At 60.5% G+C, this 17,378-nt stretch carries 19 protein-coding genes; all 19 read left to right on the top strand.

What is annotated here, in order from left to right:
• The first annotated feature begins 61 nt into the window (after positions 1-61).
• Entirely contained in the window at positions 62-1,462 is a 1,401-nt protein-coding gene (locus HMPREF2980_RS00130; RefSeq protein ID WP_141755932.1) for a phage portal protein, read from the top strand.
• 26 nt (positions 1,463-1,488) lie between these two features.
• Positions 1,489-2,826 carry a VG15 protein gene (locus HMPREF2980_RS00125; protein WP_070689662.1) on the top strand — a complete coding sequence of 446 codons (1,338 nt, stop codon included), beginning with the start codon at positions 1,489-1,491 and terminating at the stop codon, positions 2,824-2,826.
• Positions 2,819-3,154, top strand: coding sequence for a hypothetical protein (locus tag HMPREF2980_RS00120; RefSeq protein WP_070689661.1), 336 nt, complete (start codon positions 2,819-2,821; stop codon positions 3,152-3,154). Before HMPREF2980_RS00125 ends, HMPREF2980_RS00120 begins: the two co-directional genes overlap by 8 nt.
• Before the next feature lie 134 nt (positions 3,155-3,288).
• Entirely contained in the window at positions 3,289-3,813 is a 525-nt protein-coding gene (locus tag HMPREF2980_RS00115; protein WP_070689658.1) for a hypothetical protein, read from the top strand.
• A gap of 31 nt (positions 3,814-3,844) precedes the next feature.
• Positions 3,845-4,750: a phage major capsid protein gene (locus HMPREF2980_RS00110; RefSeq protein WP_049351727.1), complete on the top strand. Its 906-nt coding sequence runs from the start codon at positions 3,845-3,847 to the stop codon at positions 4,748-4,750.
• 27 nt (positions 4,751-4,777) lie between these two features.
• Complete coding sequence (locus HMPREF2980_RS00105) at positions 4,778-5,224, top strand: Gp19/Gp15/Gp42 family protein (RefSeq protein ID WP_070649335.1); 447 nt, start codon at positions 4,778-4,780, stop codon at positions 5,222-5,224.
• A 313-nt stretch (positions 5,225-5,537) separates the two neighbouring features.
• Entirely contained in the window at positions 5,538-5,771 is a 234-nt protein-coding gene (locus HMPREF2980_RS00095; RefSeq protein ID WP_141755931.1) for a hypothetical protein, read from the top strand.
• On the top strand, positions 5,768-6,202 hold the full coding sequence (locus HMPREF2980_RS00090; protein ID WP_070689651.1) for a hypothetical protein: 435 nt from the start codon (positions 5,768-5,770) through the stop codon (positions 6,200-6,202). The genes HMPREF2980_RS00095 and HMPREF2980_RS00090 overlap by 4 nt, the downstream gene beginning before the upstream one ends.
• Before the next feature lie 30 nt (positions 6,203-6,232).
• Positions 6,233-6,763: a phage tail tube protein gene (locus HMPREF2980_RS00085; RefSeq protein WP_070689649.1), complete on the top strand. Its 531-nt coding sequence runs from the start codon at positions 6,233-6,235 to the stop codon at positions 6,761-6,763.
• Between the two features lie 170 nt (positions 6,764-6,933).
• Positions 6,934-7,257: a hypothetical protein gene (locus tag HMPREF2980_RS00080; RefSeq protein ID WP_070649345.1), complete on the top strand. Its 324-nt coding sequence runs from the start codon at positions 6,934-6,936 to the stop codon at positions 7,255-7,257.
• A 35-nt stretch (positions 7,258-7,292) separates the two neighbouring features.
• Positions 7,293-7,667, top strand: a complete 375-nt coding sequence (locus HMPREF2980_RS00075) for a DUF5361 domain-containing protein (RefSeq protein WP_070689647.1) — start codon at positions 7,293-7,295, stop codon at positions 7,665-7,667.
• Between the two features lie 21 nt (positions 7,668-7,688).
• A complete protein-coding gene (locus HMPREF2980_RS00070; RefSeq protein ID WP_070689645.1) occupies positions 7,689-11,054 on the top strand; it encodes a tape measure protein in 3,366 nt (1,121 codons plus the stop codon).
• A 20-nt stretch (positions 11,055-11,074) separates the two neighbouring features.
• On the top strand, positions 11,075-11,929 hold the full coding sequence (locus HMPREF2980_RS00065; protein ID WP_141755930.1) for a phage tail family protein: 855 nt from the start codon (positions 11,075-11,077) through the stop codon (positions 11,927-11,929).
• A 10-nt stretch (positions 11,930-11,939) separates the two neighbouring features.
• Entirely contained in the window at positions 11,940-12,845 is a 906-nt protein-coding gene (locus tag HMPREF2980_RS00060; protein ID WP_141755929.1) for a hypothetical protein, read from the top strand.
• Between the two features lie 2 nt (positions 12,846-12,847).
• On the top strand, positions 12,848-13,954 hold the full coding sequence (locus HMPREF2980_RS00055) for a hypothetical protein (protein WP_070689639.1): 1,107 nt from the start codon (positions 12,848-12,850) through the stop codon (positions 13,952-13,954).
• 20 nt (positions 13,955-13,974) lie between these two features.
• Positions 13,975-15,225, top strand: a complete 1,251-nt coding sequence (locus HMPREF2980_RS00050) for a hypothetical protein (RefSeq protein ID WP_070689637.1) — start codon at positions 13,975-13,977, stop codon at positions 15,223-15,225.
• 11 nt (positions 15,226-15,236) lie between these two features.
• Positions 15,237-15,434 (top strand): hypothetical protein, encoded by a 198-nt coding sequence (locus HMPREF2980_RS00045; protein ID WP_070689635.1) that lies wholly within the window; start codon positions 15,237-15,239, stop codon positions 15,432-15,434.
• Positions 15,424-16,893, top strand: coding sequence for a spherulation-specific family 4 protein (locus HMPREF2980_RS00040; RefSeq protein ID WP_070689633.1), 1,470 nt, complete (start codon positions 15,424-15,426; stop codon positions 16,891-16,893). The genes HMPREF2980_RS00045 and HMPREF2980_RS00040 overlap by 11 nt, the downstream gene beginning before the upstream one ends.
• A gap of 130 nt (positions 16,894-17,023) precedes the next feature.
• Positions 17,024-17,378: hypothetical protein (locus HMPREF2980_RS00035; RefSeq protein ID WP_168165846.1), on the top strand; the 355-nt coding region annotated here is incomplete at its 3' end.

Below are 17,378 nucleotides of genomic sequence, written 5' to 3'. Positions count from 1 at the left end.
CCCTATCCCCGCCGATGGTGGGGATATTTTTACGCCCACCGAGTTGGCACAGCTACGGCTCATGCGAGACCAGCTACAGGCCAAGCGCGCCAGGAACCGAGTGCGACAGAACTATTACGACCAGCGTGTAGGACTCAAAGATCTGGGTATCTCCATTCCTCCGCAGCTGCGGAATATCGACTCAGTGCTCGGATGGCCTGCCAAGACCGTGGATGTGCTTGCTGACCGCATCCGGTTTGAGAAGTTCATCTCGACTCAAGAGAGCAACATCGACCCGTTTGGCTTGAACGAGCTGGTGGCGCAGAACGATTTTCAGGAGGTATTCGCCCAGGCGGCATCCTCCGCTCTGATTAATTCATGCGCGTTCATCACGGTCACTCAGGGCGATACTGAGGCGGGCGAGCCGGAGGTTCTTTGGCTGCCGCGTAGCGCTCACTGGGCTACTGGACTGTGGGATCAGCGCAAGCGCTCGCTCGCCGCCGGGTTGTCTGTGACTCGTACGGATACGGACGAGTTTGGGGACGTGACGGTGCGCGAGGTAACCGTGTACCTGCCGGATAAGACGGTGGTGCTCGGGTTCCCTGCGGCTGGTGAGCGTGCTGAGGCTACCGCTGTTGTGCTGCCGAACCCAGTGGGGCGTCCTTTGATGGTTGCTCTGGTGGTGGGGGCTGACCTGCGCCGCCCGTTTGGGCGCTCACGGATTACGCGGGCGGTCATGTCGCTCACGGATTCGGCGGTGCGTACGATTGTGCGTTCCGAGGTCGCGGCGGAGTTTTTCTCGACGCCGCAGCGCGCTATTTTGGGCGCAGACCCGGAGGCGCTGGAAGCGTCGAAGTGGGACGCAGTCATGTCGAAGATGCTCGCGATTAGCAGGGATGAGAACGGTGAGTTGCCGCAGATTCAGCAGTTCTCACAGATGTCGATGCAACCGCACACTGAGCAGTTGCGACAGTGGGCGGCGTTGCTGGCGGCGGAGTCGTCTATCCCATTGGATGAGCTTGGTTTTCCCTCTGATAACCCTTCGAGTGATTCAGCGATTCAGTCACAGCGCGACCCATTGCGGCTGGCGGCGGAGCGCTGCATCAGAGGGTTCCAGTCTGCGTTGCGTCAGGTTGCTGTGCTGACGGTGGCTTTGCAGCATGGGTGGGAAACCGCCCAGGAAGTAACAAATGTACAGGCGCACTTCGCGCCGACGGTGCATGTCTCGGATGCGGCGGCCGCAGATGCTGTGTTGAAGCAGGTGCAGGTCATGCCGTGGCTCGCGGAGTCCGGTGTGGTGTTGGAGAAGCTCGGATACAGTGCAGCGACGGCGGAGCGGCTCATGAACGATAAGCGCCGCGCCGAAGGCGTCCAGGCTCTTGGGTTCTATAAGCAGTACAAGGAGCGCAAGGATGCTGAGCAAGCTCAGCGGCAGGAGAAGCTCGCGAAGCAACCGCTGGGTGAATTCGAAATAAAAGAATAACGGAATGATAGCGAGGCGCCCCCGGTATGGATATGCAGGATATTAGGTACCTCGCCGAAGGCTTGAACGGTATCGTGGCGGAGGCTACGGACCTGTTTGAGGAGCGCATCAGGGAGCTTGTTGAGCAGGGCGCGCCGTGGGAACTGGTGCGTGAAGAAGCACGCCGCATGTTCATCTCACTGGTGGACGGATACCGTGTGCAGGCTGAAGCTTCGGGGGAGGAATGGTACCGGTATCTGCGGGAGCTCGCTGTGGGGGAGGCCGCAGGGGTGCCTTCTGTTGAGGTGCCGCTGGTGGAGCGCAGGAAGTTGAGCTCTGCTGTCTGGTGGGCTTCGCAGTGGCTAGAAGAGCCGAACGTGGATGTGGAGCGTGCGCTGGCGGTGTTATCCGAGCGGCTCGACCAGTTCATCAAACATGCTGGGCGCGAGAAGGTTACCCAGCTTGCGGTGGCTGATCCGGCAGCGAAGCGTTTCGGGCGTGTGCCGGTGGGCTCCACCTGCACCTGGTGCGAGATGCTCGCTTCGCGCGGGTTCGTCTACACTAGCCCTAAGAGCGCCGGTTTGTTTATGCGGTTCCATTACAAGTGCGATTGCCAGGTGGTGCCCGGGTTTGAGGGCAAGAACCCGGTGGAGGGTTACGATCCTGGCGTGTATAAGGCTCGGTATGATGCGGCGCTCGCGGCGTTGCGTGCGGAGTCGAAGCCTGGAACACGCTTTGTTGATCGGGACGTGGCGTTGCGGATGGGTGTGATGTTTCCCGAGGTGTACGGCCGTAAATCGGCGACTCAGGTATGGGAGGGTGAGACTATCCCTCTTGGAGATGGTGTTGCTGCACGCGTGGCGGCAGAACACACAAAACAGGATGTTCGAGCATTACAGCGCTGGGCAGAAGGTAAACAGCCGGGTGGGACACCGGATTATGTGAGGCTGCAGAAGGCGATTCTGGGTGAGATTCCCTGGACTCCTGAGATGAAGAAGTTTCGTCGTGAGCTGGATAGCGCGATTGACCGGTCGGTGGCTTTGGAGCCGTTTACGGTCTCGCGGTGGGCTCCGTTGGAGACTTTCGGTGTGGGCAAGGTTCAGGAGTTGTACTCGCTTCGGGGTTCTTCCATAGAGCATAGACCGTATATCGCTACTGCTGATAAACCTAGTGGGGTAAAAACTGGCAGCGGACGAGTTCAGATGCGCGTGTACGTTCCTGCAGGGTCTGGGCTCGCGCCGGTATGGGAACACACAGAGAAATATCGGGGGCAGCGGGAAGTTCTGTTATTGCGCGGTGGTATGCTTGACATAGTAAAGGTCAGGCGTATGCCTGACGGTTCCCCGCTGGTTTTTGCATATTATCAGGAGGTTCCCCATGAGTAGCGAGACCACAGAAGAAGCTTACGATTATCGTGAAGACCCCGAGTATTGGCGTGCCCCGTTCGATTTTACGAAGCCCATATCTGATGCAAATACTCCGGAGGGGTGGATGCGTGCTGAGTTGAATGGGCGTTATTTTAACGCTCCGGCGGCACGCCCCGGTGCCGAGTATGAGTGGGGTTTAGCAGAGATTAATCGTAGGTATGAAGCTAAGGAATTCCCCTTCGACGATAGCGAAGTAACCCTTTTGTATCGTGAGAAGGTAGCTAATGGTGAGTTGCCGGATGTTTATGCTGGCACTCCATACGATTTGGCGCTTCTGCCTTTCTAACATAGTTTCCCTTTCCGTCCGGGGTTTTGGGCGGCATAACCGAATATAGAACATATTTTTACAACACCACCCGTGTAGACGAGTTTTCGTCTGCACCGGGTGGTGTTGGTGCTTAAGAAGCAAGGAGCAACCCTATGAGTGAGAACACCACAGTCGAGACGGCAGAAGCCTCCGAGCAGCCGCAGGTAACCCCCGCGGATGTCGCGGCGGCGCAGCACGAGCACATGGAAGAACCCGCGTTCCGCACCATCACCTCACAGCGCCAGCTTGACACCATTATCGCCGAGCGACTCAAGCGTGAACGTGCAAAGTTTGCCGACTACGCCGACCTGCGCGAGAAGGCAGCCACCGTGGACGAGCTGACCACTCGCGCCGAGCAGGCCGAAGGGCGTCTAGCCGAGCTCGAGCACGCGGAGAAGGTGCGCGGATGGCGTGAAGCCGCCGCCGCCGAGTACGATGTTCCCGCTTCCGCCCTGCGCGGGGAGACGCAGAAGGAGCTAACCGAACACGCGGCGCTCCTGTCTGAGCTGCTCCACGGCGGTGCTACCGGTGGTGCGGCGGGTAACCGCACCGTCATCAAGACCGAGGGTGAAGGGGCGGGGCTTGCGCTCAATGGCGACCCGCTACTGGACAAGCTCAAGGGCGTCCTCGGCATCTAGCTAATCCTCTTCTAGGAAAGGAAAAACCGTTATGGCTATTACCGCCGCAACGAAGACCAGCAACCTCGCCGGGTTTATCCGCCCCGAGATTGCGCAGGCATACTTCGCAGAGGTTCAGAAGGCCTCTGTGGTGCAGTCTCTGGCACGTCAGGTGCCTCTCTCTGTCTCTGGTGAGGCTATCCCCGTCCTGACTGAGAAGCCCACCGCCTCCTGGGTGGAAGAAGGCGCTAAGAAGCCCACCACCCAGGCGGGGCTGACCATGAAGACCATGACCCCTAAGAAGATTGCCGCCATCGCGGTGGTCTCCGCCGAGGTCGTCCGTGCGAACCCCGGTAATTACATGGAAGTCCTTCGTCAGGAGATCGCTGAGTCGTTTGCTCGCGCGTTCGACGATGCCGTTATTCACGGCACCTCTAACCCGTTCGGTGTTGGTACTAACCTCGCCTCCACCAGCAAGGCTGTGAAGCTCGGTACTTCTCCTGCGAACAAGGGCGGTATCTTTGCTGACCTGAACTCGGGTCTGGATTTGCTGGTGAAGGACAAGAAGAAGCTCAACGGCTTCGTGTTCGATGACGTTGCTGAGCCGCTGTTTAACGCCTCGGTGGATGCTAACGGTCGCCCGCTGTTCGTGCCTGAGCCGACCGTGGCAACCGCTGCTGTGCGTTCCGGTACCGTGCTGGGTCGTCCTGCTTCGTTCGCTGATACCGTGGCGAACGGTACCGCTGCCGGTTCGGTGGTCGGTATCGGTGGTGACTTCTCGAAGGCGCTGTGGGGCACTGTGGGTGGCATCAACTTCGATGTGTCCACCGAGTCTACCGTGACTATCGGTAACCAGCTGGTCTCTCTGTGGGAGAACAACCTGGTCGCGATTCGCGCCGAGGCAGAGTTCGGTTGGCTCATTGAGTCCAACGCCCACTTCGTGAAGTACACCCTCTAACCTGGGCTGGGAGGTGCGTGGCCTGTGATGATGGATGATTTTCCCGAGGTCACCGTGGAGGCGTTGCGGGCGCGTTGGCCGGATATGCCGCCGGGCTCTGAAGAGCATGCTCGTGTCCTTCTTGAGGATGCGGGCGTACTCATCCGTGCGGCAGCGCCCGGCTGGTTCAACCTGCCGGCAGAGGCTATCACGATTGTGGCGTGCCGGATGGTCAAGCGCGCCATGGCAGCAGGGGCATTCGTGGAGGGTGCGTCATCTTTGACGCAGACGGCGGGGCCTTTTAACCAACAGGTTAGCTTCGCAAACCCGAACGGGGATTTGTACCTATCCCGAGCTGAGAAGAAGCTGCTCGGGGTCGGGTCGCAGCGCGCCACCACCATTGACCTATTCCCTGCCTCCGGTTGCGGGATGGGAGGTGAAGGGCATGGGGTGGCTCAAACCCCGGTTCACGGTTTCACACTCGGCCTGGACTGAAGAAACACCTGACGGTTGGGGTTCCCCTACTCGGGGCTGGAGTGCTGCGGTGCAGGTTGAGGTGTTTGGGTGGGCTTCACCGGGCGCGGATTCTGAGATTCGGGATACCGCGACCGGGGTTCACCGTGACCTTGACCTGTACTCCCCAACCGGGTTCACCCGCCCCCGCGACAGGGTAACCGTGGACGGGGTGCTGTACGAGTGCGTCGGCTGGCCAGAAGACTACACGCACGGCCCCTTCGGATTCGAGGCGGGTTACCGAATCAATCTCAAACGCGTGGAAGGATGACAGACGAGTATGGGCAAGACGAAGGTGAAACTGACACTGGCGGGATTCTATGGGCTGCGCACCAGCCCGGAGATGCTTGCCGCCCTGAACACGGAGGCGGCGAAGGTTCAGGCTCGCGCCGGAGACGGGTTCGCGTCCTCCGCGAAAGCTGGCGCGAAAACAGCGGTGGCGCGTGTCTACCCGACCGGTGCCGCTGGTGTCCGGGCGGAAGCTAAGCACGGTGCCCTGTCCAAGGCCGTGGGCGGGTGGAACCGATGACACCGCAGGTTGGTTCTGGCATGTTGCATGCTCCGGATGTGTTCGCTGCGCTCCGCAAGGAGGTAAAAAGCTTGTGGGGTTCCCCGGTGTATGTAGCGGAGCCGCCGAACCCGCGCCCGGACGGTGTGTTCGCGGTGTTCACCCCTTCGGGTGGTGCCGAGGGGTCCCCGGCGCATGGGCAACGAGCATTCATTGCCGACGTGTGGGGTTCCACCGCGCAGGATGCATACAACGCGGCGGAGGAGTTGCGTGGCGCGCTGCGTAGCATCGTGAACCAGGAGGTCCTCGTAAGCGTTGGAAAGCCCGTGCTCGTCTACGGTGTGGATCCTGTGGGGGGTGTGGTGTGGATGCCAGACCCCGACGATAAGATCCCGCGATTCCGGATGAACTTCACGGTGACGTACCGGAACACGTGGATAGACCAGTTATAGCCCCTGTTGTGGGGCAGGAAGGAGCATATTATGGCGCTTGTTGCTGATAATGTGCGTGTCGCTGTTACCGGCGGCGTTTACGTTGGTGCCATCGGCACCGCAACCCCTGCTAACGCGACCGCCCCGGTGGACGTGAAGCTGAAGGACCTTGGCTACATTAGCGAGGACGGGGTGACTCAGAGCATCGACTCTGACACCAGTGAGATTAAGGCCTGGCAGAACGGTGACGTGGTGCGTGTCATCCAGACCTCGCACAAGGTCACTTTCCAGTTCACGCTCATCGAGACGAACGAGGAAGTGCTCAAGCTGTTCTACGCGGATGCCGCTGCGAACGGGTCGCTGGTGAAGATGACCGGCGCACAGTCCCCGCACCAGACGTTCGTGCTGGACGTTCTGGACGGCAAGAAGGTTCTGCGTATCGTCATCCCCGACGGTCAGGTAACCGAGCGTGGCGAGGTGACCTACAAGAACGGCGAGGCTGTCGGCTACCAGGTGACCGTCACCGCGTACCCTGACTCGCAGGGTGTGAAGGCGTACAAGCACCTGGGCACCAAGCTCTAATAGGCTGGTTTAGGTTTGCGGCACGCCCATTCTTCTGGTTATGCATTGCGGCTGGCTCCCTTTGAGGGTTTCTGGAGCCACAGGTCGCACACACCAAGGTGGGGGCGTGCCGCGCTCGCTTCCCCAACGAAACCCTACCCGATACGTTTTGATTTGGAAGGAAACCCCTCATGTCGGAGAAGAACTACGCGTTTACCCGCACCAGTGACAAGAAGGCTGCAGGTGGCGCGCCGGTTGTGAAGGTGAAGCTGCGCGGCAAGACCTGGCAGGTAGACCCCGCCGCGCTGGATGATGCGGAGCTGATGGAGCAGCTGCTCGCGATTGACGAAGGCAACCCCAAGGGTATGTTCTCCGCGGTGGAGTCGTTGCTCGGTGCCGAGGCAAAGCAGGACGTGTTCGAGACGCTCCGCGACCCTGAGACCGGGCGTGTACCCATGACCTTGTTCACCGGGTTCTTTACCGACATGATGAACGCGTTGAACCCAAACTCCTAAAGCTCGCGGCTCTCCTGCGAGAGAACCGCGAGCTTGTGGAGATTGACCTCATCCGCTACTACCATGCCCCGTACGCCGCCCTTGCCGCGGAGTATGGGGCACAGTTGGTGGCGGCGATGGTCGTGAACCTGCCGCCAGATTCGGCGACCATGCGGCATTATGCGCAAGGTTGGGGGCTGGAAGCCCAGCTACTGGCCGGGGTGTTTGACCGGCTGGTCGAGGCGAACTGGCAGCGCAGTGCAGACGGGCAGAAAGACCGGAACAAGCCGAAGCCTCTGCCTCGCCCCGGTGTGCAGGGCGCTGGTGTGCGTGTCGGTTCGGGCAGTATGAGCCTGGACGAAGCGAAGTACTGGCTGGCGCAGCGGCGAGCCGGCGGTGGTGTCGTAGTGGGGCAGGAAACAATCAAATAACCGGATAGAGGAAGTGATGATATGGCTGGCGGGTATGAGCTTGCGAAGGCATACGTGACTGTGCTCGCCTCGACCAAGGGCGCGGGCGCACAGATTGTGTCTGAGATTGGTGATGCTGGCGACCGTGCAGGTTCGCAGGCAGGTACTAAAGCATCCTCAGCGTTCGGGCGTATCTTCTCATCTTCCGTTGCCCCGCTGGTGGCGAAGGCTATTGGCGGTATCAGTATCGGCTCGGTTTTTGGTACCGCGTTTGCGAAGGGTTTTAACCGCCTGAAGGCTATTGATGTGGCGCAGGCGAAGCTCCGAGGCTTGGGCAATGACGCTGACGCGGTGTCCGTGATTATGCAGAACGCGTCCGCGTCTGTGAAGGGAACGGCTTTCGGCCTGGACGCAGCGGCAACCGCCGCGGCTGGTGCGGTCGCCGCCGGTATCCAGCCGGGCGAACAGCTTGAAGCTGTCCTAAAGTCGGTCTCCAACTCCGCCGCTGCGTCAGGCTCCAGCATGGAGGAAATGGGCGGAATCTACGCTAAGGTCGCGAGTGTCGGCAAGGCACAGAATGACGTCCTCGCCCAGGTCGCAGACCGAGGAATCCCGATCTACCAAGCACTGGGCAAGCAGCTTGGCGTGACGGCAGAAGAAGTTTTCAAGATGGCCTCTGACGGCAAGATCAACTTCGAGCAATTCGAGAAGGCGATGACCTCCGCCGCCGGTAACGTCGCATTCGAAATGGGCAACACGCTACCTGGCGCGTTCGCCAACGCACAGGCCGCGCTCGGTCGCTTCGGTGCAAACATCCTTACCGGCATATATCCCGCGCTCACCAAATTCTTCCTGGCATTCCAGGGGTGGATGAAGCCGGTCGAAGCATTCGGTAAGGTTATCGGCGAACAGATTGGGGCGGGTATCACCAAGGCTGGGGAAGCCATTAGCGCCTTTGCTGCGGGCTTCAAGTCCACCATGGGCGATGGTAAGAGCTTCACGGTCACCTTCGAGATTATCCGTGAAGAGATTGCCCGGTTTGCCTCCGCGTTCCAGACCCAAGGCGCGGGCATTGTCGGTGTAGCCCAGAAGGTAGGGGCATTCCTTGGGACCGTCTTACCTCCTCTTCTGCATTCCTTCGTCTCGGTTGCACTGAATATTATCCGAGTGGTGGGCTCCCTGGCGGTTGCGTTCAAATCCGTACTCCCCAGCTTCAGTGGAGCTGGGGACGGCGCAAACATAGCAACGAGTGCATTCGATATCCTCGAGTCTTCTATCCGTCTACTCTCAACTGGCCTCTTCCAGCTCTCCCAGTTCATCGAAAACCATCAGCAGGGAGTCGGCAGGCTCGTCCTCGCACTCGGGACCGCCGTCACCGCATACAAAGGCGTGACAACCGCAATCGGGCTGGGAAAGAGCACCATCGAATCCTACAACACCGCTATGGGCGCCATTTCGTCGGCCAAAGACACCGTCATGGGCGTAGCCGAAGGATTCAAAATGCTAACCAGCGGAGCAGGCTCCGCCCGAGAAATCGCAGAACTCGGAAGGAACTACCAGCTGGGTGCAACCGCCGCCTCCGTCTACGAGGGCGCAGTCCGCGCAGCAGCTACAGCACAAACCGCCTTCAACACCGCCGCCGCAAACATCGCAGGCAACCTCTCCAAAGCATTTGGTCTGATGAAGGCTAATCCCTTTACCTCTCTGGTCGGTGCTATCGGCATCGTAGCAGGTGCGCTCGCCTACTTCTTTACTCAGACGGAGACTGGGCGCGCCGCGTGGGAATCGTTGATGCAGGCTATCCAGCCCGCACTGAACACAATCCTGCCACTCATTGGCCAGCTGGGCGAGAAGCTCATCCAGTCACTGCAACCGGCACTTCAGCTCATCATCCCCGCCCTGCAGCGGTTCGCAGTCATGGCAACCCAGCTATTCACTGAGGTTGTCCAGGCTGTCCAGCCAGTCATTGACAGGCTTATCCCGCTCATCGGTCAGGCAATCGCGGCACTCATGCCCATTCTGACGCAGATGGGTGCGGCGCTCATGGCGTCCCTGGGACAGATTGGCCAGCATCTTGCACCGCTGCTCCCGATGATTGTCCAGTTCGGCACCCAGATCATGCAGGCGCTCGCTCCGGTGGGAGAACAGCTGATGAATCAGCTTGTCCCTGCGCTCGCTCAGCTGGGAGCTGCGGTCATGGCGATGCTCCCGCAGATTATGGAGATTTTCCGTCAGCTGGGGGAGATGTTGCTTCAGCTCGTGCCGGTGTTTGGTCAGATTGTGGCGGTAGTCGTGGATTTGGGTACTCAGGTGCTCGCTGCGCTGCTGCCTGCAATTCAGAGCCTTCTGCCAGTGCTTGCGGCAATCGTGGGGGCGGTGGCAGGTGTTGTCGTTGTCCTCGTGACCTCGCTGATTCCTGTCTTCGCCTCCGTGGTGCAGGCAATCGTCCCTCTCATCACGACGCTGATTGACATTCTGGTGCCTGCAATTCAGGCGGTCCTGAATGTGGTCACGACCGTGGTGCAGGCAATCGTCCCGATTGTCCAGGGCGCCCTCAATATCGTCGTCGGCATCATCAAGACGGTGACCGCAATCATTAAGGGCGACTGGAGCGCCGCGTGGGAGGGCATCAAGCAGATTGTCGCTGGTGTCTGGGAAGTCATCAAGGGCATTGTCGTTGGTGCAATCAACATCGTTAGCTCCATCATCACGAACGCTGTGAACCTGATTCGTAGCATCTGGGATGCCGTCTGGAACGGTATCGGACGAATCGTCTCAACCATCTGGGAAGGCATTAAGAACGGCGTGGCTGCAGGCATCAACACCGTGGTCGGATTCTTCCGCTCGATGGGCTCAGACATCATCGGCGTGGTGCGGGGCATCCCTGGTCAAATGATCTCTATCGGCCGCGACATCGTGGGAGGTATCGCATCTGGTATCCGTAACGCCGCCGGCGCGGTGATGGATGCCGCCCGCAGTGTCGTCAACGCTCTGCCTGATTTCGTGAAGTCTGCTCTAGGAATTCACTCGCCGTCTCGTGTCATGCGTGACCAGGTGGGCGTGTGGATTCCCGCGGGCATCGCCGCCGGTATCGACAAGACATCCGACATGGCTGTGGACGCGGTGCGGTCGATGACGGACGCTGCTGTTGAGGCGGCACAGGATGGGATGGGTTCTCTCTCGATGGCGCTCACCCCGGGCGCTATCAGTGGCGGGTTCAACATCGGTGGAGTTGCCGCTGGTGTGGGTCGCGCTTCGGCACGCGCTGCTGTGGCGACCCCTGCTGTTGGTAGGGCGTTGCATGTGCATGTGAACGCTGGTGAGGAGATGGCTCCCGAGCGGTTCGGTCGGCGTGTTGGTGAGGCCATGTCGCACCAGCTGAGCGGTTTGGAAGGAGCGTTGCTTTGATAGGTAAGGATGGGCTCCGCGTGGAGCTGACCGGGGCGCACGGCACCCTGGTACTCACCACCTTTGAAGAGCCGGCAGGAGACTTGGAAGTGTGGGTAACCGACCTGGCGGGCTGGGTCGGCGGCGTTGGAGTTGAGTCTGATGATGCGCAGCGCAAACTCGGGCACGGCATGGTTCACGCCCCGGCGCGCCGTACCGGGCGCACGCTCACGCTCAAAGGTAGCGCTGTGTCGAACACGGGCGTGCAGGTGCGCGAGCTTGCCGACCGGTTCGTTTCATCCCTGATGTGGGATGGGCGACTCGGCACGCTCCGGGTCGCCACGGACACGCTCGACCTAACGGGAGAGGTCCGGTTGGATGGGGACGTGAAGGTGGAGTTCCTTGGGGATTCCGCCTTTCTGTTTGAGGTGCCACTTTTTGCACCCGAGCCGTGGCTGTACGCGCCACCGCGCACCTACCAGCTTTACCCTGCCGGCGCGGGAGTTGGTTTGCGGTTCCCGCTGTTCGTGCCTGAGCAGCCAACACGCGGCGTGCTCTCGTTTGGCTCGCAGGCTCCGATGACGACCTCGATTATAAACGAGGGCAACGTGGATGCCTACCCGATCTACACAGTGCGTGGGGATTGGTCTAGCGGGTTCCGCATCACTGCGGAGAACCGGATTATCGAGTACCCGTACGCGGTATTGGCAACCGCGCCAGTCACAATCGATTGCGCCCGAGGCAGGTTGCTGATTGGTGGCGTGGACAGGACGAGTGAGCTGGTGTCGCGCGAGTGGCATAAAATCCCGCCGCGTGCCGGGTTCGTGCCGGTTGTGCAGGCGCTCGCGCCGGCGACCGGCTGGGTCGATGTAACCGCACGCTCAACATACATTTAGGAGAGAACACATGAGTGTTGGTTTTGGAATGGCGCCGGACGCGCTGGGGAACGGAACCACCCCTGACGACCTGCAGGCAGTGCTCGCGGCACAGTACCCCGAGCCGGGCATTATCTCCGGCTGCACTGTGGCTACCCGCTCCAGCATGGAATACACCATCGCCCCGGGCGCAGTCGTGGTACATATCGCGCCGAGCCGTGCGGTGCTAGTGCCGGTGGTTGGGCAGACCATCACCACGCGCCCTGCTCCCGCGACCGGCGCTCGCACCGACTACGTTTATGTGGAGCAGCAGACCCAGCCCGTGAATGGATCCATTAGTGCGCGAGTCGCGGTCGGTACCCAGGTGCCGGACAACGCGGTGGTAATCTCCAAACGCGAAATTAAAGCGGGCATGACTGGCACGAACGCAGCCCCTGAGACCGCCAATGTGACATTTGCCCGTCCCATCGGCGGTACCCTCGGAGTGCTGTTCTCGCACAAGACCGAGACGGACGTGGTGCACGACAAGACGGACGGCGTGATTACGCGAGGCAAGGGCATGTTCTTCCTGCCCACCGACCGTACCCTCGATATTCGGCTCACCTCGTCCATTTCCAGCGTTGCCGCCAACGTTGCGAAGGGAACGCTCTCTACCTCCGCAGCTTCCAGTTCCCCGTCCGACCGGGGCAGCGTGAACTATGACATTTGGATTGACAATAAGTTGGTGCTGCGGCGCGAGCGAGTCTTCACCAATGTGTGGGACACCGTCGATTATTCGGACGTGGTGGTGCTGCCGAAGGGTTCGCACACGATTCACTACACCGTGAGCCTGCGTGTGTGGGGTTGGGAGAAGTGGACCACCCGCTATGAGGGCTTCGGAGCGAAGTATCCCTCGGATGTTCTGCGGGTTATCGATATGGGCGTGGCGAAGGAGTAGCTGTGGGATTCAGGCTGTACTGGCTGGATACGGTGACCGGTGCGGTCGGTTCCCCCATTCAGGACGTGACCGCATGCTCCTGGGCGATAAGTCTGAACAAGGTCGAGGAGCTTACGTTCACGATTCCGAAGCGGAGCTTGGCAGGGCACCAACGCACAACCTATGAGCCGCTCACAGGCGGCGTGCTCCTCACCCACACCGGGCAGGACGGCACCGAGTACCCGCTTATCGCCGGTCCAATCATCGATTGGGGCACAGAGACTGGTACAAGCCTGGAACTCAAGTGCGCGGGTGTGCGTGAGCTGTTCGAGCGCCGCACCATCTGGGACACCCTAACCTACAAGAACATGAGCCTGGGCGAGATTGCCTGGGCTCTTGCTGTCCACGGTATGAACCGCCCCGGTGGTGGACTACCGGTGGTGCACGGCGTGCAGGGTGGGCTCGGGGCACAGATCAGGGAGCGTACCTATGAGCGGTGGAATGTCGCGAACAACCTCATCGGCAAGCGCTGGAGCGAGCTGTCGGCGGTGATTAACGGCCCCGATATTATGCTGCGCCCCCGCTGGAAGAGTGAGGCGCACACTCATATTGAGTGGGTGTTCATGCATGGGGTTGAGGAATACCCGTTCATTGCGCAGAAGTTCACGCCGGACTTCGATACAACCGCACACTCAGCAACCGACATCGAGGTCAAGGTGACCTCCACGGGCAAGGACATCACGCACCGCATCTGGTGCACAGGTGCCGGAGAAGGCGAAGGTACCGCCATCGCCTGGGCGGAGAACCTTACTCAGGTGTGGCGCGACCGTGCACCGTTTGTGGAGGGCATCATCACCGATGCAGACCAGGCCGACACGTTCGTGCTGAAGCAGAAAGCTGAGGGCGCGTTGGCTGCGCGGGCAAAGATGATTGACCAGGTAACCATTGAGATGGGCACCGACAGGCTCGGCGCTCCGCTCGGGTCGTGGTTTGTGGGCGATACCGCCACCGTCACCCTGGCAGGTTGGTTGTCGGTGCCGGATGGGACGCGGCAGATGCGCATTATCAAGATGACCGGTACCCTCGCCGGGTCGGTGACGCTGGATTTTCAAGAAGCATCCTGGCAATAAAAAAGACAGGGAGGTAACCGGTGGTTGATTATATTGACCAGCGCCCCACGCCCGCGCAGGCGGTGGACACGCTGCGTGCGCAGCTCATCAAGGCGCGGACACCCGCGTCCACGCCGCACGGTATTAAAATCGCGCGCCAGAATGAAGCGACCCTGTACCTGGATTCCACTGGTTCGGCGCGCCGCTGGGACGGGGACACGCTCGCGAACTTCGATGAGCGGCTGTCCGAGGCGGGCAAGGTAGTCGTGCAGGCGCGGCAAACTCTGCAGAAGGCCGAGCTTGGGCTGGTCGAGGCGGAGTCCCGCATCCAGGCAGTGGAGCAGCAGACCAGCAAAGACGCCATCACCAAAAAGGCGGTGGCGGGACTTAAAGATTTGTCAGAGCCGTGGATTGGGCGGGACATGATTGTGCCCGGCACGATTGATGTGCGGCGTTTGAACGTGACGCAGGAATTGGCGGCGCAGGTGGTGCGCGCGATGAGTGCGGAGACGAAGAAGCTGGTGGTGACCGAGGACGCGATTCTGAACCGAGCCACGATCGTCGAGGGGCTGGTGACTTCGAAGGTCGCGGCGAAGCTGGTCACGAGTGGCCTGTTGCAGACGACGGAGGCGGAACGGCGCGGCCTGAAAATCAATTCGTCAGGCATCACCGCATACAACCACTTGGGTGAGCAGACAGTAAAGATTGACGCCAATGGTGTGGAGAACGAGTTCCGCGGTACCTTCCACACCTCCGACAAGTCCAAGCCTGGTCTCTCGATTTACACCACCCCCGGTCGCGGTCCAGCGGGGAGCATAGACTCGGTCATCGAGATGCGCACCGGCGCGAGCGATGCCACTACACCCTCGGGTGTGGTGCGCATGAATCCGCAGGGTGCGCTCACCCTCGGTGTGCAGCCCTCGGGTACGAACCCCGCCGATGTGAAGGGACTCGTGGTGCTCCCTGACGGGGATGTGACCGTGCAGGGGCGCATGATTATGAACCAGGGCATGTACCTGCGCACCCTCATCGAGCAGTCCGAGACAACCATCTTCATTGCTGTTGGGCCGCTGGAGATCCCGCGCCACTCTGCAGTGCGGAGGCGCATCACGTTCCGTGAGCAGGTGCAGCTCCCTGTGGTGGTTACGCAAGCCGGCAACTCGATCTGGCCGATTGTGTCGAACGTCTACTCAAGTTCCAGAAGCCACGTTGAGGTGATTGTGCACAACGTGACGAATGAGCTCATCCGGGATGCGTGGGTGGATGTCGTCGTCCTGCCCATCAAACGATAAGGAGAAACGAAGTGACTTTGGAGCAGTGGCAGGCTAAAGCCTTGTACCTTCAGGAAGAAAACGAGAAGCTGCGACGTGAGCTGCTGGATGAGCGGATTCTTGCCGGTGTCATCCGGCTAGAATCCCCTGAGACCACCCCGGCACCTGATCCGGAGCCGGTGGTGGGTGAGGTTATCGACCCGGGCGAGCTGGTGGGCGATGGGCTCTAAAATCGAGGTGAGCTTCGGCAAGACCGGGTACCCGCCCGCCGCCACTGGAGCTGTCGCGTTCATCCCCTCCCACCCTGGCGTTGAGTTAGGCACCGCCGAGACAACCGGGTGGCTCGGTGCAGGGCAGCAACTCTATGAAGATGCCACCGAGACGGGCATGGTCGAGCTGGCTGTGCCAGAACATGGTGCAGTGTCCTATGATGTGGTCGCTTACCTCAAAGACGGGGATGGAGTGATGCTGGAGGGGCAGCCCGTGCAGCGTCTCACCATCCAAGCCGGAGACGGTACCGTGACGCTACAGGACGCGCCACTGCTCGTCCAGGCAGGGGAGACTGTCACGACGCAGACCTATGCACGCCCCTCCTGGGCGTCCAGTCCGGTAGAAGTACCCGCTCCCGCGCCGGTACCGCGCCCGGATAAACCCGGTAGTGATGATGGAGGGCATGTTGCCCCGGTTGCACCTACGGTACGTCCCATCCTGGACATGTCCGAGGTCCGCGACTATGTAGACAAGCAGCAACGCATTCTGGACGCGAAGCGCTCCTACCGGGCACGGATGCGCTCGATTGTGCCGCCCACCTATTTTTACCCCGACTACTGGAAGCCGGTCGCGGAGCAGAACTGGCACACCATGGCGCAAGCCTCCGAAGTCTGCCCGTTCCTCATCATTAACCCGGCGTCTGGCCCTGGAGAAGGTCCCGGATCCCCGCAGCACAAGGATTTCACGAATCAGCTCAAGCTCAACAGGGGTGAATACGGGCAGAAAATCTACGGCTATATTCGGACGGGTGCATCGATTGGGCAGCCCCGCGACCTGGAGACTCTGTTCGATGAGGTGCGCAAGTACATCGAATGGTACGACGTGGACGGCATCTTCTGGGATGAGGCGTATAACGGCTGGGGCGACCAGGCAGGCAAGGAGGAATTCCACCACCGGATCGCCGACCGCTTCAATGCACTGTACCCGTGGATGCCAACAATCGTGAACCCCGGCGCGAACACCACCGCAGGGATGGTCGGCACAGGCTGGCACATGATGACCTTCGAGAACGAAGCATCCCTGTACCTGACGGATAAATACCTAGTGCAGGAGCACTATAAGGGGCAGCCGAGGCAGATGTTCTGGCATTGCATCCACGACATCACAGGGTTTGAGCAGGCGGTGCAGGTGCTACGCCTAGCAGACACCCTGAACGTGGGCATCCTTTATCTGACAGACGACACAATCTGGGAAATCAAGGATGGAGTGCGTTCCAGGACGGCGAACCCGTACGACCGGTTGCCTGCCGCGTGGCTGTGGAGGTTGCAGATTGCGTGGGCGAAGGGTGAACTGGACGATTACCTCACCCAGGTTGATATTCAGCGGCAGAACCTTGCCGTGCTCCAGGCGACAGGGGCTCCGGCGGAGGCGCTCGCTTCTGCGAGGTTGAAGATCCAAGCGATGACAGGAGGAAACTAGCATGGGTGTGAGTGACAATCTGACAGAGTCCGGCTTCGTGCCCGCTTACGGGAAAGTGACAGCGAAGTTCGTGACGCACCAGAGCTCGCCGGGTGGTGAAACGGATGGTGTGCCTGTGCAGGGACGTGTGGTGTTTACTCCGACTACGCGGGTTGCGGATGCTGAGACGAAACGAGTTTTTGTTCCTGCGCCGGTGACCGGCTGGCTGCGTGACGGGGTGCTCTGGGACGCACCGCGCGGCGGGAACCGGGGAGTGCGCCTGATGGCTCCGAGCCCGGGGGCGGTGCCTTCTGAATGGGGGTACCGTGTGGAGACGCAGCTACGGGATGTCGCGGGATGTGCCGCACAGCTGCCGTACCCGAGCATTTATATTCGCGCGGGTGAGACGCTAGATTTGGCGACGGTCGCCCCCGCCGGTGCGGAGAGCATGATTCCTGCGCCGGTACCGGTGAAGGGTGACCGTGGTGAGCGTGGCGAGCCTGGCC

It is taken from the genome of Rothia sp. HMSC076D04, from assembly GCF_001814645.1.
GTDB lineage: Bacteria > Actinomycetota > Actinomycetes > Actinomycetales > Micrococcaceae > Rothia > Rothia mucilaginosa.
The sequence above is the reverse complement of the archived record's forward strand: the minus strand, read 5'-3'. Positions and strand labels throughout refer to the sequence as shown.

Bases quoted from the DNA above. Each gene is read 5' to 3' on its own strand.
- HMPREF2980_RS00130 (WP_141755932.1), top strand. From the start codon at position 62: ATGCGAGACCAGCTACAGGCCAAGCGCGCCAGGAACCGAGTGCGACAG.
- HMPREF2980_RS00125 (WP_070689662.1), top strand. From the start codon at position 1,489: ATGGATATGCAGGATATTAGGTACCTCGCCGAAGGCTTGAACGGTATC.
- HMPREF2980_RS00120 (WP_070689661.1), top strand. From the start codon at position 2,819: ATGAGTAGCGAGACCACAGAAGAAGCTTACGATTATCGTGAAGACCCC.
- HMPREF2980_RS00115 (WP_070689658.1), top strand. From the start codon at position 3,289: ATGAGTGAGAACACCACAGTCGAGACGGCAGAAGCCTCCGAGCAGCCG.
- HMPREF2980_RS00110 (WP_049351727.1), top strand. From the start codon at position 3,845: ATGGCTATTACCGCCGCAACGAAGACCAGCAACCTCGCCGGGTTTATC.
- HMPREF2980_RS00105 (WP_070649335.1), top strand. From the start codon at position 4,778: ATGATGGATGATTTTCCCGAGGTCACCGTGGAGGCGTTGCGGGCGCGT.
- HMPREF2980_RS00090 (WP_070689651.1), top strand. From the start codon at position 5,768: ATGACACCGCAGGTTGGTTCTGGCATGTTGCATGCTCCGGATGTGTTC.
- HMPREF2980_RS00085 (WP_070689649.1), top strand. From the start codon at position 6,233: ATGGCGCTTGTTGCTGATAATGTGCGTGTCGCTGTTACCGGCGGCGTT.
- HMPREF2980_RS00080 (WP_070649345.1), top strand. From the start codon at position 6,934: ATGTCGGAGAAGAACTACGCGTTTACCCGCACCAGTGACAAGAAGGCT.
- HMPREF2980_RS00070 (WP_070689645.1), top strand. From the start codon at position 7,689: ATGGCTGGCGGGTATGAGCTTGCGAAGGCATACGTGACTGTGCTCGCC.
- HMPREF2980_RS00060 (WP_141755929.1), top strand. From the start codon at position 11,940: ATGAGTGTTGGTTTTGGAATGGCGCCGGACGCGCTGGGGAACGGAACC.
- HMPREF2980_RS00040 (WP_070689633.1), top strand. From the start codon at position 15,424: ATGGGCTCTAAAATCGAGGTGAGCTTCGGCAAGACCGGGTACCCGCCC.